27 protein-coding genes are annotated in these 25,063 nt (G+C 62.7%); 7 read left to right on the plus strand and 20 right to left on the minus strand.

Annotated elements, in window-relative coordinates; genetic code table 11:
• From aat to ACP7BZ_RS03315, 4 genes are all read left to right on the plus strand, one after another.
• Window positions 1–768 carry a leucyl/phenylalanyl-tRNA--protein transferase gene (gene aat, locus ACP7BZ_RS03300; protein ID WP_426110218.1) on the plus strand — a complete coding sequence of 256 codons (768 nt, stop codon included), beginning with the start codon at window positions 1–3 and terminating at the stop codon, window positions 766–768.
• 84 nt (window positions 769–852) lie between these two features.
• Window positions 853–1,581 carry an arginyltransferase gene (locus ACP7BZ_RS03305; protein ID WP_426110219.1) on the plus strand — a complete coding sequence of 243 codons (729 nt, stop codon included), beginning with the start codon at window positions 853–855 and terminating at the stop codon, window positions 1,579–1,581.
• 48 nt (window positions 1,582–1,629) lie between these two features.
• Window positions 1,630–2,694, plus strand: coding sequence for a quinone-dependent dihydroorotate dehydrogenase (locus ACP7BZ_RS03310; RefSeq protein WP_426110220.1), 1,065 nt, complete (start codon window positions 1,630–1,632; stop codon window positions 2,692–2,694).
• Window positions 2,691–3,737 carry an aldo/keto reductase gene (locus tag ACP7BZ_RS03315; protein WP_426110221.1) on the plus strand — a complete coding sequence of 349 codons (1,047 nt, stop codon included), beginning with the start codon at window positions 2,691–2,693 and terminating at the stop codon, window positions 3,735–3,737. Before ACP7BZ_RS03310 ends, ACP7BZ_RS03315 begins: the two co-directional genes overlap by 4 nt.
• 45 nt (window positions 3,738–3,782) lie before the next feature.
• Here ACP7BZ_RS03315 and epsC read toward each other — a convergent pair whose 3' ends face one another.
• The 11 genes from epsC to ACP7BZ_RS03370 form a co-directional block, all read right to left on the minus strand.
• The gene (gene epsC / locus ACP7BZ_RS03320) at window positions 3,783–4,715 is read right to left on the minus strand and encodes a serine O-acetyltransferase EpsC (RefSeq protein WP_426110222.1); all 933 of its coding nucleotides are present in this window, start codon (window positions 4,713–4,715) and stop codon (window positions 3,783–3,785) included.
• A 41-nt stretch (window positions 4,716–4,756) separates the two neighbouring features.
• Complete coding sequence (locus ACP7BZ_RS03325; RefSeq protein ID WP_426110223.1) at window positions 4,757–5,950, minus strand: trans-sulfuration enzyme family protein; 1,194 nt, start codon at window positions 5,948–5,950, stop codon at window positions 4,757–4,759.
• Window positions 5,947–7,332, minus strand: a complete 1,386-nt coding sequence (locus ACP7BZ_RS03330) for a pyridoxal-phosphate dependent enzyme (RefSeq protein WP_426110224.1) — start codon at window positions 7,330–7,332, stop codon at window positions 5,947–5,949. The genes ACP7BZ_RS03325 and ACP7BZ_RS03330 overlap by 4 nt, the downstream gene beginning before the upstream one ends.
• 183 nt (window positions 7,333–7,515) lie before the next feature.
• Entirely contained in the window at window positions 7,516–8,472 is a 957-nt protein-coding gene (locus tag ACP7BZ_RS03335; protein WP_426110225.1) for a CysB family HTH-type transcriptional regulator, read from the minus strand.
• Window positions 8,469–9,542, minus strand: a complete 1,074-nt coding sequence (locus ACP7BZ_RS03340; RefSeq protein ID WP_426110226.1) for a sulfate/molybdate ABC transporter ATP-binding protein — start codon at window positions 9,540–9,542, stop codon at window positions 8,469–8,471. Before ACP7BZ_RS03340 ends, ACP7BZ_RS03335 begins: the two co-directional genes overlap by 4 nt.
• A complete protein-coding gene (gene cysW, locus ACP7BZ_RS03345; RefSeq protein ID WP_426110227.1) occupies window positions 9,539–10,489 on the minus strand; it encodes a sulfate ABC transporter permease subunit CysW in 951 nt (316 codons plus the stop codon). Before cysW ends, ACP7BZ_RS03340 begins: the two co-directional genes overlap by 4 nt.
• Window positions 10,486–11,355 carry a sulfate ABC transporter permease subunit CysT gene (cysT, locus tag ACP7BZ_RS03350; protein ID WP_426110228.1) on the minus strand — a complete coding sequence of 290 codons (870 nt, stop codon included), beginning with the start codon at window positions 11,353–11,355 and terminating at the stop codon, window positions 10,486–10,488. Before cysT ends, cysW begins: the two co-directional genes overlap by 4 nt.
• 108 nt (window positions 11,356–11,463) lie before the next feature.
• Entirely contained in the window at window positions 11,464–12,237 is a 774-nt protein-coding gene (locus ACP7BZ_RS03355) for a sulfite exporter TauE/SafE family protein (protein ID WP_426110229.1), read from the minus strand.
• 93 nt (window positions 12,238–12,330) lie between these two features.
• A complete protein-coding gene (locus ACP7BZ_RS03360; RefSeq protein ID WP_426110230.1) occupies window positions 12,331–12,969 on the minus strand; it encodes a peroxiredoxin in 639 nt (212 codons plus the stop codon).
• Between the two features lie 37 nt (window positions 12,970–13,006).
• Complete coding sequence (locus ACP7BZ_RS03365) at window positions 13,007–13,570, minus strand: RBBP9/YdeN family alpha/beta hydrolase (RefSeq protein ID WP_426110231.1); 564 nt, start codon at window positions 13,568–13,570, stop codon at window positions 13,007–13,009.
• 90 nt (window positions 13,571–13,660) lie between these two features.
• Window positions 13,661–14,047: a diacylglycerol kinase gene (locus ACP7BZ_RS03370; RefSeq protein ID WP_426110232.1), complete on the minus strand. Its 387-nt coding sequence runs from the start codon at window positions 14,045–14,047 to the stop codon at window positions 13,661–13,663.
• Window positions 14,048–14,182: 135 nt separating this feature from the next.
• On the opposite strand from ACP7BZ_RS03370, the gene ACP7BZ_RS03375 reads away from it, so the two are divergent.
• Window positions 14,183–14,968 (plus strand): IclR family transcriptional regulator, encoded by a 786-nt coding sequence (locus ACP7BZ_RS03375; RefSeq protein WP_426110233.1) that lies wholly within the window; start codon window positions 14,183–14,185, stop codon window positions 14,966–14,968.
• Between the two features lie 6 nt (window positions 14,969–14,974).
• On the opposite strand, the gene ACP7BZ_RS03380 is transcribed toward ACP7BZ_RS03375, so the two are convergent.
• The 3 genes from ACP7BZ_RS03380 to ACP7BZ_RS03390 all read right to left on the minus strand — a co-directional run bounded on the left by ACP7BZ_RS03380 (window position 14,975) and on the right by ACP7BZ_RS03390 (window position 17,792).
• A complete protein-coding gene (locus ACP7BZ_RS03380; protein ID WP_426110234.1) occupies window positions 14,975–16,045 on the minus strand; it encodes a serine hydrolase in 1,071 nt (356 codons plus the stop codon).
• Window positions 16,046–16,184: 139 nt separating this feature from the next.
• A complete protein-coding gene (locus ACP7BZ_RS03385) occupies window positions 16,185–16,880 on the minus strand; it encodes a nitroreductase (protein ID WP_426110235.1) in 696 nt (231 codons plus the stop codon).
• 9 nt (window positions 16,881–16,889) lie between these two features.
• A complete protein-coding gene (locus tag ACP7BZ_RS03390; RefSeq protein ID WP_426110236.1) occupies window positions 16,890–17,792 on the minus strand; it encodes a DMT family transporter in 903 nt (300 codons plus the stop codon).
• 363 nt (window positions 17,793–18,155) lie between these two features.
• Here ACP7BZ_RS03390 and phaP point away from each other — a divergent pair, with 363 nt between their 5' ends.
• Window positions 18,156–18,722, plus strand: a complete 567-nt coding sequence (gene phaP / locus ACP7BZ_RS03395) for a TIGR01841 family phasin (RefSeq protein ID WP_426110237.1) — start codon at window positions 18,156–18,158, stop codon at window positions 18,720–18,722.
• Between the two features lie 72 nt (window positions 18,723–18,794).
• Here phaP and ACP7BZ_RS03400 read toward each other — a convergent pair whose 3' ends face one another.
• The 6 genes from ACP7BZ_RS03400 to ACP7BZ_RS03425 all read right to left on the minus strand — a co-directional run bounded on the left by ACP7BZ_RS03400 (window position 18,795) and on the right by ACP7BZ_RS03425 (window position 24,185).
• Window positions 18,795–19,517, minus strand: a complete 723-nt coding sequence (locus ACP7BZ_RS03400; RefSeq protein WP_426110238.1) for an ABC transporter ATP-binding protein — start codon at window positions 19,515–19,517, stop codon at window positions 18,795–18,797.
• Window positions 19,514–20,287 carry an ABC transporter ATP-binding protein gene (locus ACP7BZ_RS03405; RefSeq protein ID WP_426110239.1) on the minus strand — a complete coding sequence of 258 codons (774 nt, stop codon included), beginning with the start codon at window positions 20,285–20,287 and terminating at the stop codon, window positions 19,514–19,516. Before ACP7BZ_RS03405 ends, ACP7BZ_RS03400 begins: the two co-directional genes overlap by 4 nt.
• A 28-nt stretch (window positions 20,288–20,315) precedes the next feature.
• Entirely contained in the window at window positions 20,316–21,524 is a 1,209-nt protein-coding gene (locus ACP7BZ_RS03410) for an ABC transporter permease subunit (RefSeq protein WP_426110240.1), read from the minus strand.
• A gap of 9 nt (window positions 21,525–21,533) precedes the next feature.
• Window positions 21,534–22,463 (minus strand): branched-chain amino acid ABC transporter permease, encoded by a 930-nt coding sequence (locus ACP7BZ_RS03415; protein WP_426110241.1) that lies wholly within the window; start codon window positions 22,461–22,463, stop codon window positions 21,534–21,536.
• A gap of 296 nt (window positions 22,464–22,759) precedes the next feature.
• Window positions 22,760–23,704, minus strand: a complete 945-nt coding sequence (gene ispH, locus ACP7BZ_RS03420; protein ID WP_426110242.1) for a 4-hydroxy-3-methylbut-2-enyl diphosphate reductase — start codon at window positions 23,702–23,704, stop codon at window positions 22,760–22,762.
• Between the two features lie 25 nt (window positions 23,705–23,729).
• Window positions 23,730–24,185, minus strand: coding sequence for an FKBP-type peptidyl-prolyl cis-trans isomerase (locus ACP7BZ_RS03425; RefSeq protein ID WP_426110243.1), 456 nt, complete (start codon window positions 24,183–24,185; stop codon window positions 23,730–23,732).
• Between the two features lie 182 nt (window positions 24,186–24,367).
• On the opposite strand from ACP7BZ_RS03425, the gene radC reads away from it, so the two are divergent.
• On the plus strand, window positions 24,368–25,042 hold the full coding sequence (radC, locus tag ACP7BZ_RS03430; RefSeq protein WP_426110244.1) for a RadC family protein: 675 nt from the start codon (window positions 24,368–24,370) through the stop codon (window positions 25,040–25,042).
• Window positions 25,043–25,063: the final 21 nt, after the last annotated feature.

The following is a 25,063-nucleotide window of genomic DNA, read 5'->3' on the forward strand; positions in this document are numbered from 1 at the left end:
ATGATTCCCTGGCTGGAAGCGAACACGCCTTTTCCCGACGTTGCCAGCGCCCTGACGACGGACGCGCCGGGCTTGCTGGCAGCGGGCGCCGATCTGTCGCCGCAGCGCCTGCTGGCAGCCTACCGGCGCGGCATTTTCCCGTGGTTTTCCGAGGGCCAGCCCATCCTGTGGTGGAGCACCGATCCGCGCATGGTGCTCGATACCGGCCACTTCCACATCAGCGACAGCCTGCGCAAGACCTTGCGCAAGGTGGAAAAAAGCCGCCTGCAGGGCGGCCGCTGGCAGGTGCGCTTCGACACCGCGTTCGACGCCGTCATGCGCGCCTGCGCGGCGCCGCGCAAGGACGGTCCCGGCACCTGGATCTCGCCCGACATCATCGCCGGCTACAGCGCGCTGTTCGACATGGGGTATGCCCATTCGGCCGAACTGTGGGTCGACGGCCAGCTCGCCGGCGGTGCCTATGGCGTCTGCATCGGCCGCATGTTTTACGGCGAATCGATGTTCGCGCGCGTCAGCGATGGTTCAAAAATCGCACTGTCTTACCTGGTGGCCTTCCTGCGCAGCCACGGCGTGGCGCTGATCGACTGCCAGCAGGAGACCTCGCACCTGGCCTCACTGGGGGCGGCTCCAGTGAGCCGCGCACAGTTTCTGCAACACGTGCGGGTGGCGATCGGCCAGCCGGCCATCACCGGCTGGCACCCCATCGACCCGCTCACACCATTTACTTCTGCGCCCAAAGATTCGTTAAAATATCTGCTGAAAACGTAAATCGTAAATCGTAAAAACCCCGGCTGCATCGCCCGCGCAAGCCACAGCAGCACCGCGCAACCCGTCACCCCGCGAGAGTTCTGCATGACGCACCTGAACGATCTGCCCTTCTCGACGCTGCAGTTCTACACCACCGCACCGTACCCGTGCAGCTACCTTGACGCCCGCCAGGCGCGCTCGCAGGTGGCCACGCCGTCGCACCTGATCAATGCCGACGTCTATTCAGAGCTGGTAAAAAGCGGCTTTCGGCGCAGCGGCATCTTTACCTACCGTCCTTTGTGCGATGGCTGCAAGGCGTGTATCCCGGTGCGCGTGCGTGCGCGCGAGTTCAAGCCCAGTCGCGGCCAGCGGCGCGCCGCCAGCCGCCATGCGGGCCTGGCCGCCATCGTCGCCACCCTCGGCTTCTCCGACGAGCACTACGCCCTCTACCTGCGTTACCAGAGCACCCGCCACGTCGGCGGCGGCATGGACCAGGACAGCCGCGACCAGTACGCGCAATTCCTGCTGCAAAGCCGCGTCAATACCCGGCTGGTCGAATTCCGCGACCCCGACGGCACCTTGCGCATGGTGTCGATCATCGATGTGCTCGCTGACGGCCTGTCCTCGGTGTATACCTTTTTCGATCCCGACGTGCCCGGCGCTTCGTTCGGCACCTACAACGTGCTGTGGCAGATCGCCCAGGCAGACGAGCTGGGCCTGCCGTATGTCTACCTCGGTTACTGGATCGAACAAAGCCCGAAGATGGCCTATAAAACCAATTTCAGGCCGCTCGAAGCACGCATCGATGGCCAATGGGGATTACTCGATCGATAAGCGCGCACGCTTTCGGTAAAATGGCGCATTCCTCTTCGATCGCCGCCCATGCCCGCATCTTTGCTGTACGCCCTTGCCCGCCCCCTGCTGTTTGCACTCGACCCCGAAACGGCCCATAACCTGACCCTGCCCGCCCTGCGCCGCGCCAGCGCGCTGGGCTTGACGGCCGTGCTGCCGCGGCCGGCCGCCGATCCGCGCACGGTGATGGGCATCGTCTTTCCCAACCCGGTCGGGCTGGCGGCGGGCCTGGACAAGGATGGCGCCTACATCGATGGCCTCGCTGCCCTGGGTTTTGGCTCGATCGAAATCGGCACCGTCACCCCGCGTGGCCAGGCCGGCAATCCACGGCCGCGCATGTTCCGCCTGCCGCAGGCGAACGCCATCATCAACCGCATGGGCTTTAATAATGGCGGCGTCGATGCCTTTGTCGCCAACGTCCAGGCCTCGAAGTTCTATCAGAACAAGGAAGGCGTGCTGGGCCTGAACATCGGCAAAAATGCCGACACCCCGATCGAACGGGCGGCCGACGATTATCTCGCCTGCCTGCGCAAGGTCTACCCCTACGCCAGCTACGTCACCGTCAACATCTCGTCGCCCAACACCAAGAACCTGCGCCAGCTGCAGGGCGCCTCCGAACTCGACGCGCTGCTGGCGCAACTGAAACAGGCGCAGTCGCGCCTGGCCGAGCAGCATCAACGCTACGTGCCGCTGGCGCTGAAAATCGCCCCCGATATCGATGGTGAGCAGGTCAAGGAAATCGCCGCTGCGCTGCTGCGCCACCGCATCGATGGCGTCATCGCCACCAATACCACGCTCGCGCGCAGCGCCGTCGACGGCATGGCGCATGGCCAGGAAGCCGGCGGCCTGTCGGGCGCGCCCGTGTTCGAACTGTCGAACCGCGTGATTGCCGCCCTGCGCGCCGAACTCGGCGACGCCATTCCCATCATCGGCGTTGGCGGCATTATGAAAGGTGCCGACGCTGCCGCAAAAATGGCGGCCGGCGCGGCCCTGGTGCAGCTCTACAGCGGCTTGATTTATAAGGGTCCGGCACTGGTGCGCGAGTGCGCCGCTGCCATCGCTGCTGCTGGTGCGGCGCAAAAGGTGAGCGCATGAAAATGACGATGTTGGGCAACAGCGACCTGCAGGTATCGAACGTCTGCCTCGGCACGATGACCTGGGGCGAACAAAACAGCGAGGCGGACGCCCACCGCCAGATCGACTATGCGCTCGAGCGCGGCATCAATTTTATCGACACCGCCGAACTGTACCCGGTGATGCCAAACGCCGCCACCCAGGGCGCCACCGAGCGCTTCCTCGGCAGCTGGCTCAAGCAGTCGGGACGGCGTAGCGAGATCGTGCTGGCGACCAAAATTGCCGGCCCCAATCCGGGCCAGGACTGGATCCGCGGCGCTGCCCACAATCTCGATGAAGCCAATCTGCGCGCCGCCGTCGAGGCCAGCCTGCGCCGCCTGCAAACCGATTACATCGACCTCTACCAGCTGCACTGGCCGAGCCGCAACGTGCCGATCTTTGGCGCCAGCGTGTTCGATCCGGCCAACGAACGCCCCTGCGTGCCGGTCGAAGACACCCTCGGTGCGCTGGGGCGGCTGGTCGACCAAGGCAAGCTGCGGCATATTGGCGTGTCCAATGAAAGCGCGTGGGGCGTGAGCGCCTTCACCCACGCGGCCGAGCAGCATGGCTTGCCGCGCATCGCCACCATCCAGAATTTGTACAACCTGACCGCGCGCGGCTACGAGACGGCGCTATTGACCGAGACTTGCCACCGCGAGCAGGTGGCCTTGCTGGCCTACAGCCCGCTGGCGTTCGGCCAGCTCACTGCCAAATACCTCGACGATCCGGCCGCCAGCGGCCGCCTGACCCTGTTCCCGCCCACCTGGAGTCCCCGTTACCTGCGCCCCACCGTGCTGGCCGCCGTCGCCGAGTATGCGGCGCTGGCGTGCGCGCAAGGCATGAGCCCGGCGCAACTGGCGCTGGCCTGGTGTTATTCGCGCTGGTTCGTCGCCTCGACCATCATCGGCGCCACCAGCCTGGCGCAGCTGAAGGAAAACATCGATGCGGCCGCACTGGTGCTGCCGGCCGAGCTGGTCACGGCGATCGATGCCATCCACGCCCGCCTGCCCAACCCGGGCCAATAAAGCGCGCGGGGACTGGCGCCGGCGTCTGTCCCCATGGACCGAGCCTCAAGCGCCAGTAACGCCACCAACACCATTATCCGGCGTCCCCGAACGCGATTCCGCCTGCGCAATCCGCCCGCCCGCCGGCACATCGTGGGTCAGCCACACATTGCCACCAATCACAGCACCTTTGCCCAGGGTGATGCGCCCCAAAATCGTCGCCCCCGCATAAATGACGACGTCATCCTCCACCACCGGATGGCGCGGCAAGCCTTTTTGCAAGCTGCCGTCGGTATCGAGCGGAAAGCGCTTGGCGCCCAGCGTCACCGCCTGATACAGGCGCACGCGCTCGCCGATGACGGCGGTCTCGCCGATGACGACGCCGGTGCCGTGATCAATGAAAAAGCCGCTGCCGATGGTCGCGCCGGGATGAATATCGATGCCGGTGGCGCCATGCGCCAGCTCGGCGACGATACGCGCCAGCAGTGGCAGCGCCAGCAAATAGAGCTGGTGCGCCAGCCGGTAATGGATCATCGCCAGCACCCCCGGATAGCACAGCAGCACCTCGTCGACACTGCGCGCGGCCGGGTCGCCCTGGTAGGCGGCCAGTACATCGCTGTCGAGCAGGGTGCGGATGGCCGGCAGCGCCGCCGCAAAACTGCGCACCGCCGCCAGCGCCTCGGCATCGATGGCGGCGCCACCATCGCCACGGCGGGCGGCCACGTATTTCAGTTCGCGCACCACCTGCTTTAACAAGGCGTGCAGAGCGCCGTCGAGCGCGTGGGCGACGTGATAATCCTCGCTTTCCTGTCGCAGGTCGGGCGGCCCCAGGCGCATCGGAAACAGCACCCCCTTGAGCGCCTCGACGATGCCGGCGACCGCGTCGCGCGAAGGAAATTCGCGGCCGCCCGGCGTGCTGACGCCACTTTGCGCTTCGCGCCATGCCATGCGCGCCGCGCGTAACTGTTGCGCAATGCCGGCGATATCGAACGTGGCCATACGGTTTATCCTTTTATTTGACAGCTTTCAGCAGAAGGCCTTCAGATGGCAGCGAGCGCCTGCCGCAGATCGTCACGCAAATCGTCGACATGCTCGACGCCGACCGACAGCCGGATCAGGCCATCACCAATCCCCAGCCGCGCACGCTGTTCCGGCGGAATCGACGCGTGCGTCATCAGCGCCGGATGCTCGATCAGGCTTTCGACGCCACCGAGACTTTCGGCCAGCGCAAAGATGGCGCAGTGCTCGAGGAAGCGGCGGGCGCCAGCCAGATCGGTGCGCAGATTGATCGAGATGATGCCACCAAAACCGTCCATCTGGCGCCGCGCCAGCTCGTGCTGGGGGTGCGACGGCAGGCCTGGATAAAACACCCGCTCGACCTGCGGCTGCGCTTCGAGCCATTGTGCCAGAGCGAGCGCGCTGGCGCAGTGGCGCTCCACGCGCAGGGCAAGCGTCTTGATGCCGCGCAGGGCCAGAAAGCTGTCGAACGGCCCGGCAATTGCGCCCACCGCATTTTGCAGAAACCCGAGCTGCTCGCGCCACCGCTGCTGGTGTGGTTCGGCGCCGACGATGGCGATGCCGCCGATGATGTCGGAGTGGCCGTTGAGGTATTTGGTGGTCGAGTGGACGACGATATCGAAGCCGTGTTCGAGGGGGCGCTGCAACAGCGGGCTGGCAAAGGTGTTGTCGGCGACGGCGATGATGCCGCGTTCGCGGCAGATGCGGGCAAGCGCCGCCAGGTCGGCCAGCTTGAGCATGGGATTGGTGGGCGTTTCCACCCACACCATGCGCGTCTCGGGACGCAGGGCCGCCAGCAGATTGGCAGGGTCCGTCAAATCGGCGTAACTGACTGAAAGGCCGGCGCTGCGCCGGCGCACCCGCTCGAACAGCCGGTAAGTGCCACCGTACATATCGTCGCCAGCGACCATGTGGGCGCCGGCATCGAGCAGTTCGAGCACGGTGCCAATCGCCGCCAGGCCGGACGCGAAGGCAAACGCTTGCGCGCCCCCTTCGAGATCGGCGACGCAGCGCTCGAGCGCCCAGCGGGTGGGATTATGCGAGCGGCCATAGTCAAGTCCCTGGTGCACGCCGGGACTGGACTGCACATAGGTAGAGGTGGCGTAAATCGGCGGCATGATGGCGCCGGTGGACGGATCGACGCCTTGGCCGCCATGGATCACGCGGGTGGCCAGCTGCAGTGCAGGCTTGTCGGCAGGTTTGTCGGCAGACTTCATGGCAGGCTCCGGCGCAAGTGGTTGAGCAAATCAAAACGGGTGATCAAACCATAAAAAATGGGGCCGTCGGCCACCACCGCGGTCAAGCCACGGTCAAGGGTCGCGCGCAGCACCGCCAGGCCGGCGCCTGGGTGCAGCGTTTCGACCCGCGCCGTCATGCTCGCGCCGACCGCGCTGGCAAAGCGGGCGCTGTTAGGCGCCACCTCGAGCAGCACATCCGATTCATCTATGATGCCCACCAGGCGGCCCTGCTCGATCACCGGCAGCTGCGCCAGATCGGCCGCGCGCATGCGGTTAAACGCCACCAGCAGGCTGTCGTCGGGTGCCACGCTGACCACTTCATCGCGGTCGTAGCGGCGGCCGATCAGGTCGCGCAGGTCGCCCGTCGGCGGCCGCTCGAGCAAGCCCTGGTCGTGCATCCAGCCGTCGTTGTAGACCTTCGACAGGTAGCGCGTGCCGGTGTCGCAGACAAAGCTGACCACCCGCTGCGGGCGCGTCTGCGCGCGGCAGTAGCGCAGGGCGGCCGCCAGCAGGGTGCCGGTCGACGAGCCGCCCAGAATACCCTCGGCGCGCAGCAGCGCTCTGGCATGCTCAAAACTATCGCGGTCACTGATGCTATAGGCGTGGCGCACGCCGCGCATGTCGGCGATCGCCGGAATAAAGTCTTCGCCGATCCCTTCGACCGCCCACGAGCCGCTGGTATCGGCCACGCGGCCGCTGTTGACATAGTCGGCGAGGATGGAACCGGCCGGATCGGCCAGCACGAAGGCCAGTTCGGGCGCCACCGTCCGGAAGTAACGGGTCAGCCCGGTCAGCGTGCCGGACGAGCCGACGCCGACCACGATGGCGTCGACATCGTGGTCCATCTGGCGCCAGATTTCCGGGCCGGTGGTCATTTCGTGCGCCAGCGGGTTGGCGGGATTGTTGAACTGGTCGGCAAAAAACGCCCCGGGAATCTCGGCCGCCAATCGCGCCGCATAGTCCTGGTAATAGGCCGGGTGGCCCTTGCCGACATCGGAGCGCGTCATGCGCACGTCCGCGCCCAGCGCTTTGAGGTGCAACACTTTTTCGGTCGACATTTTGTCGGGCACCACCAGCAGCACGCGGTAGCCTTTCAGCCGTCCCACCAGTGCCAGGCCCAGTCCGGTATTGCCGGCGGTGGCTTCGACGATGGTGCCACCGGGGCGCAGCTGGCCGGCGCCTTCGGCCGCTTCGATGATGGACAGGCCGATGCGGTCCTTGATGGAGCCGCCCGGATTGTTCGCTTCCAGCTTGAGGAATAACTGGCAGGGGCCGGTATCGAGCCGGGTCACTTCGATGAGCGGCGTGTTGCCGATCAATCCATACAGGGCGGGGGTGGAACTGGGGCTGGGGCTGAACATGGCATTCTCCTGGGAACGGGCACAAGGGCGCGGCGGCCGTCGTTCAAAGGTGCGGATGGTAGGCGCCAGCGGCCAGCAGGCGAACGAATTTTTTTGTGCAAGCTTATGCGAAATTCGTCCTCAGGTCGGGGCGCCCGGCGACGGGCGGCAGCCCGCTCACACTAGCAGTTTTTTGGTGGCGCGTTATTGATGAGCCGTGCCCTGGTTGCCATTGTCGGCCGCCACCTGCAGGGCCGCATCGACGACCCCGCGCGTCAATTCCGGCGCAAACTGCTCGATAAAATGGTAAGCATAAGAACGCAAATAAGCGCCGCGCCGCACCGCCAGCCGCGTCACATTGGGGGCGAACAGGTGCGATGCTTCGACCGCCCGCAGGCCCTTGTCGCGGCCGTGGTCAAACGCCATCGACGCCACCAGCCCGACACCGAGCCCCAGCGACACATATTGCTTGATGACGTCGGAATCCATCGCCGTGAGCACCATATCGGGCGCCAGGCCGGCATGGAGGAAGGCCGCATCGATGTGGCCGCGTCCGGTGAAACCGACGTCGTAGGTGATCAGAGGATACAGGGCCAGGTCTTGCAGGCGGATGGGCGAGTGGTTCAGTAGCGGATGGCCATCGGGCACCACGATCAGGTGGCTCCAGCGGTAGCAGGGAAACGACACCAGGTCGGGAAACTGCGACAAGCCTTCGGTGGCGATGCCGATATCCGCCTTGCCGGAAAGTACCCACTCGGCGATGTGCTCGGGCGAACTTTGCTGCAGCGCGATGCGCACGTCGGGAAAGGCACTACGAAACGATTGCACCGCCTTCGGCAAGGCATAGCGCGCTTGCGTGTGGGTGGCGGCGACCGACAGCGTGCCGGTTTTTTGGCCGGCGTATTCGAGGCTGGCCTGTTGCAGGTTTTCCGCTTCCACCAGCAGGCGGTCGACGATTTTTAAAATGCCCTTGCCCGGCTCGGTCAGCCCGGTCAGGCGCTTGCCGTTGCGTTCAAAAATGACCACGCCCAGCTCGTCTTCGAGTTCGCGGATTTGCCGGCTTACCCCCGGTTGCGAAGTGAACAGGGCGTGCGCCACTTCGGTCAGGTTATAGCCGCGCCGCGCCGCTTCGCGGATCGAGCGCAATTGTTGGAAGTTCATATTGCCGCTCCCTGATCGACGAACACCTGCATGCGGCGCGGCCGCACCACCAGCGTTTCGCCTTCCTTCAAGCCGAGCTGGCGGAAGCGCTCGTTGGGAATGACCGCTTCGATCATCTCGGCATTGTCGGCACGTTCAAGGTCGAGCTGGGCCAGCGGACCGATGGCATGGGCGCGGCGCAGGCGCACCACGATGCCATCGACGCCAACGGCTTCGCGATCGATGTCGAGGTCGTGCGGACGTACATAGGCGATGCCCTTGCTGTCCTGCACCAGCGCATGGTCGGGTACGCTGAAACTGGCGTCCCCTGTCGCCAGCACGCCATCGTGGATGCGGCCATGAAACAGATTGACGTTACCGAGGAAACCATAGACAAAGGGCGAGGCCGGCGCGTTGTAGACGGCGGCGGGGGCGCCCAGCTGTTCGACTTTGCCCTTGTTCATCAGCACCACCTGGTCGGCCACTTCGAGCGCCTCTTCCTGGTCGTGGGTGACAAAAATACTGGTGACGTGCAATTCATCATGCAGCCGGCGCAGCCAGCGGCGCAATTCCTTGCGCACCTTGGCGTCGAGGGCGCCGAACGGCTCGTCGAGCAGCAGTACGCGCGGCTCCACCGCCAGTGCGCGCGCCAGGGCGATGCGCTGGCGCTGGCCACCCGACAGTTGCGGCGGATAGCGGTCGGCCAGCCAGTCGAGCTGCACCAGTTCGAGCAGTTGCTTGACCTTGTGGCGGATCTGCTGCTCCGACGGGCGCTCCTTGCGCGGCCGCACGCGCAGGCCAAAGGCAACGTTTTCAAACACCGTCATGTGCTTGAACAGGGCGTAATGCTGAAAGACGAAGCCGACCTGGCGCTCGCGCACGTGGCGGCTGGAAGCATCTTCGCCGTCGAGCAGCACCTGACCGGAATCAGGATGCTCGAGGCCGGCGATAATGCGCAGCAGCGTGGTCTTGCCGCAGCCGGAGGGGCCCAGCAAGGCGGTCAATTCACCGTTGGGAAAATTCAGGGAGACATCGTCGAGCGCCTTGAACTGGCCGAATTGCTTGCGGATATGTTGGACTTCGATCGTCATGCGGTGTGCTCCTCGATGCTGGCGGTATTGATATCGTCGTCGTTGTGTTGCGACTGGTGCAGGCGCCATTCGATGATGGACTTGATGGCCAGGGTCACCAGGGCCAGCAGGGCCAGCAGCGAGGCGATCGCAAAGGCGGCGGCGAAGTTGTATTCGTTGTATAAAATTTCCACTTGCAAAGGCATGGTATTGGTCTCGCCGCGAATGTGGCCGGACACCACCGAGACGGCGCCGAACTCGCCCATGGCGCGGGCGTTGCACAGGATCACGCCGTAGAGCAAACCCCACTTGATGTTCGGCAGCGTCACGCGGCGGAAGGTATTCCAGCCGGAGGCGCCCAGCACCAGCGCCGCCTCTTCTTCTTCATTGCCCTGCGACTGCATCAAGGGAATCAGTTCGCGCGCAACAAACGGAAAGGTGATGAACACGGTCGCCAGCACGATGCCGGGCACGGCAAACAGGATCTTGATGTCATGCTGCTGCAGCCACGGCCCGAACCAGCCCTGGGCGCCGAACATCAGCACATAAATCAGGCCGGAAATGACGGGCGACACGGAAAACGGCAGGTCGATCAGGGTCAGCAACACGCTCTTGCCGCGGAACTCGAACTTGGCAATCGCCCACGAGGCCGCAATCCCGAACACCAGGTTGAGGGGCACGGCGATGACGGCGGCGATCAGGGTCAGCTTGATGGCGGAGACGGCGTCGGGGTCGGTGATCGCCGCCAGATAGGCCTGCCAGCCCTTTTTGAAGGCTTCGGCAAACACCGCCACCAGTGGCACGAACAGGAACAGGGTCAAAAACAGCAGCGCAACGATAATCAGCGAGACGCGGATCCAGGCTGGCTCGAACACGTTCGAGCTGCTCGGCAATTCGCCGCGGCGCACCTGTTTGACGGGCGCTTTCAGGGCAACGGCTGGCTGCACGACGGCGGCGACGGTGCTCATTTGTTCCTCCCGCCACCGCTGCGGCTGCGCGTCCACGCCTGCAGCAGGTTGATCATCAACAGCATGGCAAACGAGGCCAGCAGCATCACCACGGCGATCGCGGTGGCGCCGGCGTAATCATATTGTTCGAGCTTGGTGATGATGAACAGCGGCGTGATTTCCGACACCATCGGCATATTGCCGGCGATGAAAATCACGGAACCGTATTCACCGGTGGCGCGGGCAAAGGCCAGTGCAAAGCCCGTCAACAGCGCTGGCATGATGGTGGGGAACACCACGCGGGCAAAAATCTGCCACGAGCTCGCGCCCAGGCTGGCGGCGGCTTCTTCCAGTTCGCGTTCAGCTTCTTCGAGCACCGGTTGCACCGTGCGCACGACGAACGGCAGCCCGATAAACGTCAGTGCCACCACCACGCCGAGCGGGGTAAAGGCAATTTTCAAGCCCAGCGGTTCGAGGTAGCGGCCGATCCAGCCGTTTTGCGAATACAGGGCGGTCAGGGTAATGCCGGCCACCGCGGTGGGCAAGGCGAACGGCAGATCGACCAGGGCATCGACAAAACGCTTGCCGGGAAACTTGTAGCGCACCAGCACCCAGGCGACGATGCCACCGAAAATCACATTAATGCCTGCGGCAATCAGCGAAGCGCCAAACGACAATTTATAGGAGGCGACCACGCGCTCCGAAGTGACGGCGTGCCAGAACGCTTCCCAGGTCATGGTGAACGTCTTGAAAAACACCGCCGACAGCGGGATCAGCACGATCAGGCTCAAATAAAACACCGTGAAACCGAGCGACAGGCCAAAGCCGGGCATGACGCGAAACGGCGCGCCGCGCACGGCGGGCGGGGAAAGTGAAACAGGGGGCATACGTCCTCTTATTACGGATTCTTCTATCAGAACTCGATAATCGCAGGAAAAACTCATATCACAAACGAAGCATTTTTCATTTGTTTAGATCAACAGGCTATATACGGATCACCACAGCAGCTTGACGGCCACCGTGGTCAGCGTCAGCGCCAGCAGCGCGCGCAAAAAGCGCTCGGGGACGGCGCGGGCGGCAAACGCGCCGATGGTAATGCCGGGCACCGAGCCGACCAGCAGGGTGGCCAGCAGGGTCCAGTCGATCGAGCCCAGCCACCAGTGACCGACGGCGGCGATGGCGGTCAGCGGCACGGCATAGGCGATGTCGGTGCCGGCCACTTCGGCGGCCGTCAGGCGCGGGTACATCAGCACCAGCAGGGTGGCGCCAATGGCGCCGGCGCCGATCGAGGAAACGGTGACGAGCGCGCCCAGCACCAGGCCGGCGGCGACGGTGGCCACGGTCAGAGAACGCCCCTGCAACTGGCGGCTGGGCCTGGCATTCACCCAGGCCATCATATTGGTTTTGAACAGCAGCGCGGTGACGGTCAGCAGCACCGAACCGGCGATGCAATAGCGGATCAGCTGGCCGATCTCGGCATTGACGGTGCCGAAATGCTTGAGCGACAGGGCCGCGACCACGGCAGCGGGCAAGGCGCCCGCGCACAGCAGGCGAACGATGTCCCAGCGCACGGTGCCGCGCAAGCGGTGGGTGAAGGTGCCGGCGGTCTTGGTGACGCAGGCAAAGGCCAGATCGGTACCGACAGCCACCGATGGTGGCACCCCGAACAGCAGGGTGAGCAGGGGCGTCATCAGCGAGCCGCCACCGACACCGGTCATGCCGACCAGCAGGCCGACGGCAAATCCAGACACCACATAGCTCAGTAACATGCAATCCTTTGTTTCATGCATGTTAAGCGGCCCCAAGCAGGGGCCGAAGGACTGACTTGTTATTTGCTTATGCGGTATTCGTTCGAGCGCGGCTTATTTGCCCGGTTGCGGCGTCAGGCGCAAATACGGCCGCTCCGCCGTGAACCCTTTCGGATACTTTTGCGCCAGCACCTGCGGATCCTGCACCGACAGGGGAATGATGACATCGTCGCCCTGCTTCCAGTTACCGGGGGTGGCAACGGTGTATTTGTCGGTCAGTTGCAGGGCATCGATGACGCGCAAGACTTCGTCGAAGTTGCGGCCCGTGCTCATCGGATAGGTGATCATCAGACGCACTTTTTTGGCGGGATCGATCACGAACAGCGCGCGCACGGTGGCGGTGGCCGATGCTTCCGGGTGGATCATGTCGTACAGCGCAGACACCTTGCGGTCTTCGTCAGCGATGATGGGAAAGCCCACCACCGTGTGCTGGGTGTGTTCAATATCGTCGATCCACGCCTTGTGCGAGCTGGCGGCATCGACCGACAGGGCGATGGCCTTGACGTTGCGCCGGTCGAATTCGGGCTTGAGCTTGGCGGTCAGGCCCAGCTCGGTCGTGCAGACGGGGGTGAAGTCGGCCGGATGGGAAAACAGCACCACCCAGGCTTCGCCGGCCCACTCGTAAAAATGCAGTTTGCCAATGGAGGAATCTTGCTCAAAATCGGGGGCGGTATCGCCCAAACGTAATGTCATCGTGGTCTCCAGGGTTGTAAGCGCTTCGTCAATGTATTTATACCATCGTCAGCGGCTGCAGGTGCGCCCGCTCGTATAACTCTTGCAAGGCCGCGCGGCCCGCTGGCCAGTCGCCCAATTGCGAGGCAGCATTAATGTGGCCCACAGCGCCAGCGTCGATCCAATGACAGCCCCAGCGACGCGCCCACAGCGCCGCCACCCCGGCCTGCATCCACGGATCATCGCGGCTGCTGATCAGGGTCGAGGGCGCCGCCAGCACACCGTGCGGCAAAACCGCCTCCACCGCAAACTTGTGCGGATCGGCGGGCGCCACCAGCAAGGCCCCGGCGACACCGTGCGGATGGGCGTGGATGCTGGCCACCGTCGCCAGGCAACCGAAGCTGTGGGCGACGAACAGCGCCGGCCGCGCATCACGCGCGCGTACCTGATCGAGCCGCGCCGTCCACGCGGGCAGATCGGCGCTGCCCCAGTCATCCTGCTCGACGCGCACAAACTCCGGGTGACTGGCGTGCCACAACGACTGCCAGTGATCGCTGCTGCTGTTATGCAGACCGGGTACCAGTATGACTTGAAATTGGGGATACAGTTCCTGCACCATCATTGCCTCCTGCCCCACACAATACGGCTTCGCCGTCATTTCGCCAACGAAGCGTTAGCAACTTGCTTATGTCCGCCGCGCATAAAGGAGTGTTCAATAAAACCGGTTGAACAGCACCACGCCCCATGCGGTTGCCGCCAGCAAGATCGACAGGGCAACGGCGGCGCTGCCGAAATCCTTGGCGTTTTTCGACAGCGGGTGCTGATCGAGCGAGATGCGGTCGACCACCGCTTCGATGGCCGAATTGAGCAGTTCGACGATCAGCATCAATACCAGCACGCCAATCAGCATGAATTTTTCAAAAGCGGAAATGTGCATGCTCAAGGCCGACACCGTGCCTACCACCATCAACAGCATTTCCTGACGAAACGCCGCTTCACTGGCCCAGGCCGAGCGAAAGCCAGCAAGGGAATAGCCAAAGGCGCCGACGATGCGTTTGAAACCGCTCTTGCTCTTGAACTGACTGACTGGCTCGACCATGTGGTGTCCTGGAAATGGAAATGCGCCATTATGCGCCGGCGCGGCAGAATCACGCCACGGCGCTGCAGGCTTGCAAAGTCTTTTCACCATGTGATATAAGTTGATGGACAATTACTGCACCGCACCAACCACATGATGAAATCTGATCCTATTGTTCCCGAACCCGCCAAGACCTCGATCCAGGTGATCGAGCGCATGGTGGCCTTGCTCGACGCGCTGGCCAGCTACAGCGACCCGGTCAGTCTGAAGGAATTGTCGCGCGTGTCGGGATTGCATCCATCGACCGCGCACCGGATTCTCAACGATATGGTCATTACCCGGTTCGTCGACCGCGTCGAGCCGGGCACGTACCGGCTGGGCATGCGCCTCCTAGAGCTGGGCAATGTGGTCAAGAGCCGGCTGTCGGTGCGCGAAGCGGCGCTCGACAGCATGCGCTCGCTGCACAAGAAAACCCAGCAGACCATCAACCTGTCGGTGCGCCAGGGCGACGAGATCGTCTACATCGACCGTGCCTTTTCCGAGCGCTCGGGCATGCAGGTGGTGCGCGCCATCGGCGGGCGCGGCCCGCTGCACCTGACATCTACCGGCAAGCTGTTCCTGTCGGTCGACGAGCCGAAGGCGATCCGCTCGTACGCCACCCGCACGGGGCTGGCTGGCCACAACAAGAATTCCATCACCGACCTCGCCAAGCTCGAGCGGGAGCTCAGCCTGGTGCGCGCGCGCGGCTATGCGCGCGACAATGAAGAACTGGAACTGGGGGTGCGCTGCATGGCGGCCGGCATCCACGACGATACCGGCAAACTGATCGCGGGATTGTCGATTTCGGCACCGGCCGACCGCTTGCAGGAAGAGTGGCTGGACGACCTGGTGCAGACGGCGGCGCATATCTCGGCCACCCTGGGCTATCTGCCCGCCGCCTGAGGAAGATCAGGGCTGGGCTGGCCGGCTGCTGCTAAACGCATCAGCCAGGCCAGGCGCACGCAGCTGCAGTTGCTCGATCCAGCGCCGCATGCGGCCGGCATCGGCGGTGCGCGATTGCTTGCCCTTGGAATCAAGAAATACCATGATCACGGCGCGCCCCTGGATCATCGCCTGCATCACCAGGCAACGCCCGGCCTCATTGATAAAACCGGTCTTTTGCAGGCCGATGTCCCAGTCCGGACTGGCAACGAGGTAATTGGTATTCGAGTAGTGCATCAGGCGGCCGCCCGCATCGACCTGGTATTTGGGATCGGTGGAGTACTCGCGCAGCAGCGGTTCCTGGTAGGCGGCAATGGCCAGCTTGGCGAGGTCGCGGGCGCTGGCGATGTTGCGGCTCGACAGGCCGTTGGCGTCGACATAATGGGTGTCATGCATGCCCAGCTGGTGCGCCTTGGCATTCATGGCGTCGACGAAGGCGCTGATGCCGCCTGGATAGTTGCGGCCCAGCGCGGAGGCGGCGCGGTTTTCCGAACTCATCAGGGCAATATGCAGCAAATCGCCGCGCGTCATGCGCGCGCCGATGGTCAGGCGCGAGCTGGTGTGTTTTTCATGGTCGATGTCGCCATCGGTGATGCTGAGCATTTCATGCATGTCCTGCTGCGCCTGCACCACCACCAAACCCGTCATCAGCTTGGTGATCGAAGCGATCGGCAGGGCGACGTTGGCATTTTTTTCGAACAGCACTTCGGAGCTCGTCTGGTCGAGCACGAAGGCGACGTTCGACGCCAGTCCCACCTGGTCGGTGGTCAGATTCAGGCCGGCCACATCGCCCGCACTGCGCGGCATGACGAAGGCGCTGCGCACCGGTGCATGACCGACAATTTTCTTGCCGCGCACGCGGAAGGTGACGCGGCCGCTGCGCTGACCGCCGTTGGCGACCGCCTTGGCGCGCGTTGTGCTGGCGACCGCGTGTTTTTTGGTGCTTGCCTTGTGCCCGGCCGCCGCCGCTTGCGCCGCAGGTGCCGTGACTAAAATTATCGCGGCAGAAACAATTGCAGCAAGCGCATACTTGAACATCAGGCAATCCTTTACGACAAACTAGAACACTCATTGCAGTGTAGCAAACCACTCAGCATTCGCAAGCCTTATTCATCCGTTCTGCATGGCGATGTCGGCTTGTTTCATTGCTGCGTCGTTTGGCGATCAGTGTAACAACTCAGTCGAGAAATCGTGCAAATTCTGCAAGCGGAACACGCTCCGTTATCAAGGAATTCTCAATTTTTGCGACGTCGGCGTAGCCGAGCGCCATGCCACACACCACCATCTCATTGTCAGGCAGGCCCAGCTGCTCGGCGATAATCTTGTGAAACTGGGTAAACGCGGCCTGCGGACAGGTATCGAGTCCCCTGCCCCGCGCCGCCACCATGATGTTTTGCAAAAACATGCCGTAGTCGAGCCACGAGCCCTGCTCGAGCACGCGGTCGATGGTAAAGATCAGGCCGACGGGGGCATCGAAAAACTGGAAATTGCGCGCATGCTGGGCCGCCATGCCATCCTTGTTGTCGCGCCCCAGGCCCAGCAGCGCATATAAATCCCAGCCAACCTTGCGGCGCCGTTCGATAAACGGGCTGGTCCACTGGCGCGGATAATACGCGTATTCCTCGCTGTGAGCGGCGAGCGCAGCCTTGTCGTGAAACACCGCCAGGATGGCGTCTACCAGGCGCTGGCGCGCGGCACCGGTCAGCACCGTGACTTTCCATGGCTGCGTATTGGTGCCGGACGGCGCGCGCGCGGCCACTTCGAGGATGGCGGCGATATCAGCATGCTCGACCGGCGTTGGCAGGAAAGCGCGGATCGAGCGGCGCGACAGGATGGCGTCATCGACCAGTTGTTGTTGTTGATTCGAAATCAAGACATCTCCTTATTTTTTGACGACAAAGACCACGCCGATCACGGCCAGGACCATGCCCGCCATGCCCAGCACATTGAATACCTCGCCGAACGCAAGCCACGCCATGATGGCGGTGGTGGGCGGCGTCAGGTACAGCAGGCTGGTGACCTGGGTCGCCTCGCTCCGGCGCAGCAATTGAAAGAGCAGGAAAATGGCGCCAATCGATAGCGCAAAGACCGACCACAACAGCGCGCCGATGAAACGGGGCGTCCAGGTTACCGAACTCAAGCTGGGATCGAGGCCCTCGAACAGCATCGCCAGCGGCAGCAGGGCCAGCACGGTGGCGCTAAATTGCACCACGGTGCCGCTACGCAAGTCAAAACGCGGGCAAAAGCGCTTCTGGTACATGGTGCCGATGGTAATGGAGAACAGCGCGAACACGCAAAATGCAATCGCATACGGCGACAGCCCGATCAAGCTGATCTTGGCAGCGACCACCAGGCCGACGCCGGTCAGGCCGAACAGCAAACCCAGCCACTGACGCGGACGCACGCGCTCGCCGATCAGGGGCGCCGCCGCCGCCGTCAAGATCGGCTGCATGCCGACGATCAGGGCCGACAGGCCGGCCGGCATGCCCAGCTTGATGGCGCACCAGACGCCTGACAGATAGCCAGCCTGCAATAACAGGCCGGCGACGGCGATATGGAAAATGGCGCTGCCCCGTGGCCACGGCGCTTTCCAGATCAACACCATCGGCACCAGCACGCAGACGGCCAGCGCGCAGCGGATCATCAGGAAGGTCAGCGGCGGTGCATACGGCAGGCCGAACTTGGCAACGATGAAACCGGTACTCCATAACAGCACAAAAAATACCGGCACGGGCGAGAGCCACGGAGCCGGTTGGACCGCGCTGGCGGTGGTGGGAATAGCCATCGGTGACTGCGCCTGAACGAAGTGTGTCGGCTGCCGCGCCAGACAGCCTCGAAGAAAGCGCGTATGGCCAGTCTAGCATGCGCGCTCAGTGCCGCGCCGCCACCTAATTTGCATCAGCAGCATGGAAGTTTCATGCAGGCTACGTAAGCACTTGATTAATCGCAATAAATTGCTGTAAATTTAAATGCTGCGGCGCACAAGAATGTCTTGACGCAGCTCAAATTGTCAGTAAAATGAGCATCTATTGCATTGCACAATTGTGGCGCGCCGGGCAACACGACAGCGCCCCACGCCCCAGCAGCACCGAGCGCAGCTTGCCATACAGTTTACATATCCGTACCACCACCCTTATTGGAGATCACCATGTTTGCTATTCCCGAGCAGTTTTCGAACGCCACCAAAGCCAACTTCGAATCCCAGTACGCCATTTTTTCCTCGCTGACTGCCAAGGCATTCGAGAGCATGGAAAAACTGGTCGAGCTGAACATGGCTGCTGCCAAGGCGTCGATGGAAGAGTCGGCCAACACCACGCGCCAGCTGCTCGCCGCCAAGGATGCGCAGGAATTCATGTCGCTCAGCGCCGCCCAAGTCCAGCCGGGCGCCGAAAAAGCCATGGCCTACAGCCGCCAGGTCGCCGCCATTGCTGCCGGCACCCAGGCCGAATTCACCAAGGCTGCGGAAACCCAGCTGGCAGAAACCAACAGCAAGGTCATCAGCCTGGTCGATGAACTGAGCAAGAACGCCCCGGCCGGTTCGGAAAACGTCGTCGCCGCCTTCAAGGCATCCCTGGGCAACGTCAACGCCGGTTACGAGCAGTTCAGCAAGACCGCCAAGCAGGCCGCCCAAACCGTCGAAACCAATGTCAACGCCGCCGTCACCCAGCTGACCCAGGCAGCGCAAACGATGGCATCGAAAGTCGCTGCCAAGTAATGCTGTAAGTTGTTCTGCCGCAAAGCAAAAGCCCCGACAACCGGGGCTTTTTTACGTCTGTGCAGTCAAGGCTTACTCGCCCAGATACGCCGCCTGCACGCGCGGATCGTGCAGCATGGCAGCAGCATCGCCGGTCATGATGATATTGCCGGAATCCATCACATAACCGCGGTGCGAGGCTTCCAGCGCCAGCTTGGCATTTTGTTCGACCAGCAAAATGGTGATGCCCTGCTTCGACACATCGCGGATCACTTCGAAAATCTTTTCGACCATGATCGGCGACAAGCCCATCGACGGCTCATCGAGCAGCAGCAGCGCCGGATGGCTCATCAGGGCGCGCGCCATCGCCAGCATTTGCTGCTCGCCACCCGACAGCGTGCCAGCGAGCTGGGCCGCGCGCTCTTTCAGGCGCGGGAACACCTCATACCATTTTTCAACGTCCTGCTCGATACCGGCCTTGTCGTCGCGCGTGTAGGCGCCCATCAGCAGGTTTTCGTGGATGCTCATGCGGGTGAACACGCCGCGTCCTTCGGGCACCATGGCCAGCTTCTTTTGCACCATCTGGAACGAGTGCACGCCCGTCAGCGGCGTGCCCATGTAACTGATCACGCCTTCAACGCTGCATGCGGGCAAGGTACCGGTGATCGCTTTCAGGGTGGTGGTCTTGCCGGCACCATTGGCGCCGATCAGGGTCACCAGTTCGCCCTTGTTCACTTCGAGGTCAATGCCCTTGACGGCCTTGATGCCGCCGTAGGCCACTTTCAGCCCGGCGATTTTCAGAATGTTGTCGCTCATTTGTGGGCAGCTCCCAGGTAGGCGTCGATGACGGCCTGATTTTTTTGTATGTCGGCGGGCAAGCCCTCGGCAATCGGTTTGCCGTACTCGAGCACGGTAATGCGGTCGCACAGCCCCATCATCAGCTTGACGTCGTGCTCAATCAACAAGATGGTCTTGCCTTCGTTTTTGATTTTTACGAGCAACTCGCGCAGCGCCAGCTTTTCGGTGGCGTTCATGCCGGCGGCCGGTTCGTCGAGCGCCAGCAATTGCGGGTCGGTCGCCAGGGCGCGGGCGATTTCCAGCCGGCGCTGGTCGCCGTAGGACAGAAAACGCGAGGTGCGGTTGGCAAACTGGCCGATGCCGACGAAATCGAGCAACTCTTGCGCGCGCGCGCGGATCGCCGCTTCTTCCAGGCGCGCCGCCTTGTGGCGGAAGACAGCGCCAAACACACCCTGGTGCGAGCGCACGTGGCGGCCCACCATGACGTTTTCCAGGGCCGTCATTTCACCGAACAGACGGATGTTCTGGAAAGTCCGGGCGATCCCCGCTTTGGCCACGGCATGCGGTGCCGATGGTGAATACGGCTTGCCGGCCAGTTCAAAACTGCCGGTGTCAGGCTGGTAGAGGCCGGTGATGACATTAAAAAAGGTGGTCTTGCCGGCGCCGTTCGGGCCGATCAGGCCATAAATCTGGCCTTTCATGATCTTGATGCCGACATCCGTCAGCGCCGCCAGGCCGCCGAAGCGCTTGTTGACGCCGGAAATGTTCAGAATGATTTGTTCGCTCATGTGGAATCCTTGCGCGTGACGTGCGGCCTTAAGCCGGGAACGACTCGCCCTTGTTCATTTCGGCTGCATCCGGCCGGTCTTCGTGTTTCGGCGAGGGCCACAGGCCTGCCGGGCGATTGAGCATGATCAATACCAGCGCCAGGCCGTACAGCAACTGGCGCAGCACTTCCGATTCGATCAACACCTTGCCAAACAGCGCCATCTGGACCGGTTCGACCACGTGGCGCAATACTTCCGGCAAGGCCGCCAGCAACACGCCACCCATGATGACGCCGGGAATGTGGCCGATACCGCCCAGCACCACCATGGCCAGCACGGCGATCGATTCCGTCAGCGAGAACGATTCGGGCGACACAAAGCCCTGGAACGAGGCAAACATGGCGCCGGCCACGCCGCCGAACGACGCGCCCATGGAAAATGCCAGCAGCTTGACGTTGCGGGTGTTGATGCCCATCGCCTTGGCGGCAATTTCATCTTCGCGAATCGCCACCCAGGCGCGGCCCAGGCGCGAGTGCTGCAGGCGCGAGGTGACGAACACGATGGCGATGCACAACACCAGGAACAGAAAGTAATAGGCATTCACCGACGGCATGCTAAAGCCGCCGAGGACGACATTCGCGCGCGAACCGGGTTCGCCGGCGAGGTTGACGGCGAAAATACGCACCGAGTCGATCGAATTGATGCCCTGCGGCCCGTTGGTGAAATTGATCGGGTCGTTCAGGTTGTTCATGAAAATGCGGATGATCTCGCCAAAGCCGAGGGTGACGATGGCCAGGTAATCGCCGCGCAATTTCAGGGTGGGCGCACCGAGCAGGGCGCCGCACAGGCCGGCCACCAGCGCCGCCAGCGGCACGATGATCCATACCGACAGGTGTATGCCGTTTTGCACGATCTCGGGACCGAACACCGACACCAGGGCCGCACCCACCGCCGGGCTGTAATTGACGATCGATTCGAGCAGCAGGGCGAACTGCGGCGAGGCCAGCAGGCCGGTCAGATAGGCGCCAACGGCAAAAAAGGCGATGTAACCGAGGTCGAGCAAGCCGGCAAAGCCGACCACGATATTCAAACCGAGCGCCAACATAATGTAGAGCAGGGCGATATCGATGATGCGCACCCACGAATTGCCGAACTGGGCGGCGACGAAAGGGAAGATGATCAGGCCGATCAGCAGCACCGCCATGCTGGCGTAGGCCTGGCGCGGCTTGTCTTGAACGTTGAAATTGAGCAGAGCCATGAGGATTCCTTATGCGCGGTCGGCAACGCGTTCACCCATGATGCCGGAGGGCCGGATCGTGAGCACAATGATCAACACCACGAAGGCGAAGATGTCCTGGTAATGGCTGCCGAGGAAACCACCGGTCAGGTCGCCAATATAACCGGCGCCCAGACTCTCGATAATGCCCAGCAAAATGCCGCCGATCATGGCGCCATAAATATTGCCAATACCGCCCAGCACCGCTGCGCAAAACGCTTTCAGGCCCGGCAAGGTGCCCATCGCAAAAGCGATCGAGGCGTAATTGGCGCCCCACATCACGCCAGCGACGGCCGCCAGCGCGGCGCCGATGGCGAAGGTGGCGACGATCACGCGGTTCGAGTCGACCCCCATCAAGCCGGCCACGCGGGGATTTTCCGCCACGGCGCGCATGGCGCGGCCCATCTTGGTTTTTTCCACCAGGTACACCAGGCCCAGCATGGCCAGCGCAGCGAGCACCAGCAGCAGCACCTGGGTTTGCGAAATGACGGCGCCGCCAATCTGGATCGGCTCGCTCGAGAGCAGTTGCGGGAAGGGCAGCGGGCTGCGGCCCCAGATCATCATGGCAAAAGTTTGCAGCAGGATCGACACGCCGATGGCGGTAATCAAAGGCGCCAGCCGGGGCGCATTGCGCAACCGGCGGTAAGCGACGCGCTCAATGACCACATTCACAATCATGCAGGCCGGCACCGCACCAGCGATGGCGATGAACAGGTCGACATAACCGGGCAAGCCGGGGGCGACCGCTTCGAGCAGTTTCAGGATGCTCAGGCCAACCATGGCGCCAATCATCAGCACGTCACCGTGCGCGAAGTTAATCAGGTTCAGCACGCCGTAGACCATGGTGTAACCGAGAGCGATCAGCGCATACATGCTGCCGAGCACCAATCCGTTGATGATCTGTTGGATAAATGTATCCATGGGGAGGGATTCTCTTTCTTTTCGATCTAACAAAAACGGCACCCGGGGACCACCCCGCGGTGCCGCTCATGGCCTGCGCCTGGTTTAACAAGCTATCGACCGCGCATAGCGATGTGCGGTGGAACGCAGGATTACATGGTGTTTACAGTGACTACGCCTGAGTGCGTAATCCGAGCGTCGTCATGATAGCGAGGTTTTGAAAAAACTAACATCGGAAAATCACCAGTCTCCCGAATATTGTTTTCCCCGCAATCTCATGGTGCAAACTATACGGCCTATTTGCTTCAAGCTGGTGCTTACTGCACCGGCTTGGCGCCATCGAGTCCCCTGGGCAGGGGGAAGGTCACATGTTCCTCGACCCCTTCGAGCGTACGTACGCTGCGCGCGCCGAGTGCTTTCAGGCGGTCGATCACCGCTTGCACCAGCACTTCGGGCGCCGAGGCGCCGGCGGTGACGCCAATGCGCTGGCGGCCTTCGAGCCACAGCGGATCGATCTGCGAGGCGTTGTCGATCATGTAGGCGGGGGTGCCCTTCTTTTCTGCCACTTCGCGCAGGCGGTTCGAGTTGGAACTGTTGGGGCTGCCAACGACGATCACCACGTCCACCTGCGGCGCCATGAATTTGACGGCTTCCTGGCGGTTGGTGGTGGCGTAGCAGATGTCACCCTTCTTCGGCTCGATGATGTTCGGGTACTTTTGTTTCAGCGCGGCGATGACGGCGGCGGTGTCGTCGACCGACAGCGTGGTTTGCGACACATAGGCGAGGTTTTCCGGATGCTCGACCTGCAAGGTGGCGACGTCGTCGACCGTTTCCACCAGATACATGCCGGCATCGGCCTGGCCCATGGTGCCCTCCACTTCGGGATGGCCATCGTGGCCGATCATGACGATATCGCAGCCCTGCTTGCGCATTTTTGCCACTTCCACGTGCACCTTGGTCACCAGCGGACAGGTGGCGTCGAAAATCGTCAAGCCCCGTTCGGCAGCCTCGTCGCGCACGGCGCGCGAGACGCCGTGGGCGGAAAACACCAGGGTGTTGCCGGCCGGGACGTCGTCGAGATCTTCGATGAAAATCGCGCCCTTGCTGCGCAAGTCTTCCACGACGTAAGCGTTGTGGACGATTTCGTGGCGCACATAGATGGGCGCACCGAACTGTTGCAAGGCGCGCTCGACGATCTCGATGGCGCGGTCAACGCCGGCGCAAAAGCCGCGCGGCTGGGCCAGAAGAATTTCGCTATCCATATGCTTCCTTGTTCTTGTTACTTATTTACAGTACCGAAATGAGTTTGACTTCAAACATCAGGGGCTTGCCAGCCAGCGGGTGATTGAAGTCGAAAATTGCCCCCGTCTGCGTCAACTCGCACAGCACGCCAGCAAAACGGCCGCCGCCAGGCGCGGCGAAATCGACCAGGTCGCCCACCACGTAAGCGGCGCCCGGCGCCGAGTTCGCTTCGAGAGTGGCATGGGTGACCGCCTGCACCATCTCTTGACTGCGTTCGCCGAACGCCTCGCCGGCCGCCAGCTCGAATTTCTCGTGGCAGCCTTCGACCAGGCCCAGCAAACGCTGTTCGAGGAAGGGCGCCAGCTGCCCCTGCCCCAGCATCAGGGTGGCCGGGTTGCCATTAAACGTGGTGACAATGTCGGTGCCGTCAGCGGTGGCCAGGCGGTAATGGAGGGTCAGGTAGGCGGCGTCGGTGACGACCGGGGGGGACGCGAGTGTCATGGTGGTATCCAGGCAGTGATGCGGGCAATGAAGCGAACAGATAAGCGGGCGTGCAAAGCGATATTGTAAGCCAGATGATAAGCCAGATGACGCTACGGCCCCGGCGGGCACAAAGTGGGCTGGCGCGCTTCGGTCTAAGCTCGGTGCCGGAGCCATCACCGCCCTCACCCGGCATTGCCAACATGACTATCAAACAGTGGCCAGTCCACCAGCGCCCGCGCGAACGCTTGATTGCCGACGGCGCCCGCAGCCTGTCCGACGCCGAATTGCTGGCAGTGTTTTTGCGCGTGGGCGTGCAGGGTTGCAGCGCCGTCGAACTGGGCGAACAGTTATTGCGCCACTTCGGCTCGATCAACGCCATGTTCGGCGCGTCCGTCACCGAGTTTTCCCGCCTGCACGGGCTCGGTCCGGCCAAATTCGCCCAGTTGAATGCGGTGATGGAGCTGGCCCGGCGCGCCATCGGCGAGCCGCTCGAACGGGGGCAAACGCTGGGCTCGCCCGACACCGTCAAACAATATCTGCGCACCAGCCTGCACCAGCACGGCCATGAAATCTTTCTCGTGTTGTTCCTCGACGTCAAAAACCGGCTGATCGCCAGCGAGGAAATGTTTCGCGGCACCCTCACCCATACCAGCGTCTACCCGCGCGAAGTGGTCAAGGCGGCGCTGCGTCACAATGCCGCCAGCGTCATGCTGGCGCACAACCACCCATCGGGCAGCCCCGAGCCCAGCAAGTCCGACCTGACCCTGACCGCCGCCCTCACCCAGGCGCTGGCGCTGGTCGACGTGCGCGTGCTCGACCATTTCGTGGTGGCCGGCAGGCACGTCCACTCGTTTGCCGAGCACGGTCAATTGTGACTTCAATTGTTAAATAATGCC

The sequence above is a fragment of the Massilia sp. PWRC2 genome (assembly GCF_049896725.1).
Lineage (GTDB): Bacteria > Pseudomonadota > Gammaproteobacteria > Burkholderiales > Burkholderiaceae_D > JAFCUW01.

Excerpts from the sequence above, each read along its gene's own strand:
- aat (WP_426110218.1), top strand. The coding sequence starts at position 1 with ATGATTCCCTGGCTGGAAGCGAACACGCCTTTTCCCGACGTTGCCAGC.
- ACP7BZ_RS03305 (WP_426110219.1), top strand. The coding sequence starts at position 853 with ATGACGCACCTGAACGATCTGCCCTTCTCGACGCTGCAGTTCTACACC.
- ACP7BZ_RS03310 (WP_426110220.1), top strand. The coding sequence starts at position 1,630 with ATGCCCGCATCTTTGCTGTACGCCCTTGCCCGCCCCCTGCTGTTTGCA.
- ACP7BZ_RS03315 (WP_426110221.1), top strand. The coding sequence starts at position 2,691 with ATGAAAATGACGATGTTGGGCAACAGCGACCTGCAGGTATCGAACGTC.
- epsC (WP_426110222.1), bottom strand. The coding sequence starts at position 4,715 with ATGGCCACGTTCGATATCGCCGGCATTGCGCAACAGTTACGCGCGGCG.
- ACP7BZ_RS03325 (WP_426110223.1), bottom strand. The coding sequence starts at position 5,950 with ATGAAGTCTGCCGACAAACCTGCCGACAAGCCTGCACTGCAGCTGGCC.
- ACP7BZ_RS03330 (WP_426110224.1), bottom strand. The coding sequence starts at position 7,332 with ATGTTCAGCCCCAGCCCCAGTTCCACCCCCGCCCTGTATGGATTGATC.
- ACP7BZ_RS03335 (WP_426110225.1), bottom strand. The coding sequence starts at position 8,472 with ATGAACTTCCAACAATTGCGCTCGATCCGCGAAGCGGCGCGGCGCGGC.
- ACP7BZ_RS03340 (WP_426110226.1), bottom strand. The coding sequence starts at position 9,542 with ATGACGATCGAAGTCCAACATATCCGCAAGCAATTCGGCCAGTTCAAG.
- cysW (WP_426110227.1), bottom strand. The coding sequence starts at position 10,489 with ATGAGCACCGTCGCCGCCGTCGTGCAGCCAGCCGTTGCCCTGAAAGCG.
- cysT (WP_426110228.1), bottom strand. The coding sequence starts at position 11,355 with ATGCCCCCTGTTTCACTTTCCCCGCCCGCCGTGCGCGGCGCGCCGTTT.
- ACP7BZ_RS03355 (WP_426110229.1), bottom strand. The coding sequence starts at position 12,237 with ATGTTACTGAGCTATGTGGTGTCTGGATTTGCCGTCGGCCTGCTGGTC.
- ACP7BZ_RS03360 (WP_426110230.1), bottom strand. The coding sequence starts at position 12,969 with ATGACATTACGTTTGGGCGATACCGCCCCCGATTTTGAGCAAGATTCC.
- ACP7BZ_RS03365 (WP_426110231.1), bottom strand. The coding sequence starts at position 13,570 with ATGATGGTGCAGGAACTGTATCCCCAATTTCAAGTCATACTGGTACCC.
- ACP7BZ_RS03370 (WP_426110232.1), bottom strand. The coding sequence starts at position 14,047 with ATGGTCGAGCCAGTCAGTCAGTTCAAGAGCAAGAGCGGTTTCAAACGC.
- ACP7BZ_RS03375 (WP_426110233.1), top strand. The coding sequence starts at position 14,183 with ATGAAATCTGATCCTATTGTTCCCGAACCCGCCAAGACCTCGATCCAG.
- ACP7BZ_RS03380 (WP_426110234.1), bottom strand. The coding sequence starts at position 16,045 with ATGTTCAAGTATGCGCTTGCTGCAATTGTTTCTGCCGCGATAATTTTA.
- ACP7BZ_RS03390 (WP_426110236.1), bottom strand. The coding sequence starts at position 17,792 with ATGGCTATTCCCACCACCGCCAGCGCGGTCCAACCGGCTCCGTGGCTC.
- phaP (WP_426110237.1), top strand. The coding sequence starts at position 18,156 with ATGTTTGCTATTCCCGAGCAGTTTTCGAACGCCACCAAAGCCAACTTC.
- ACP7BZ_RS03400 (WP_426110238.1), bottom strand. The coding sequence starts at position 19,517 with ATGAGCGACAACATTCTGAAAATCGCCGGGCTGAAAGTGGCCTACGGC.
- ACP7BZ_RS03405 (WP_426110239.1), bottom strand. The coding sequence starts at position 20,287 with ATGAGCGAACAAATCATTCTGAACATTTCCGGCGTCAACAAGCGCTTC.
- ACP7BZ_RS03410 (WP_426110240.1), bottom strand. The coding sequence starts at position 21,524 with ATGGCTCTGCTCAATTTCAACGTTCAAGACAAGCCGCGCCAGGCCTAC.
- ACP7BZ_RS03415 (WP_426110241.1), bottom strand. The coding sequence starts at position 22,463 with ATGGATACATTTATCCAACAGATCATCAACGGATTGGTGCTCGGCAGC.
- ispH (WP_426110242.1), bottom strand. The coding sequence starts at position 23,704 with ATGGATAGCGAAATTCTTCTGGCCCAGCCGCGCGGCTTTTGCGCCGGC.
- ACP7BZ_RS03425 (WP_426110243.1), bottom strand. The coding sequence starts at position 24,185 with ATGACACTCGCGTCCCCCCCGGTCGTCACCGACGCCGCCTACCTGACC.
- radC (WP_426110244.1), top strand. The coding sequence starts at position 24,368 with ATGACTATCAAACAGTGGCCAGTCCACCAGCGCCCGCGCGAACGCTTG.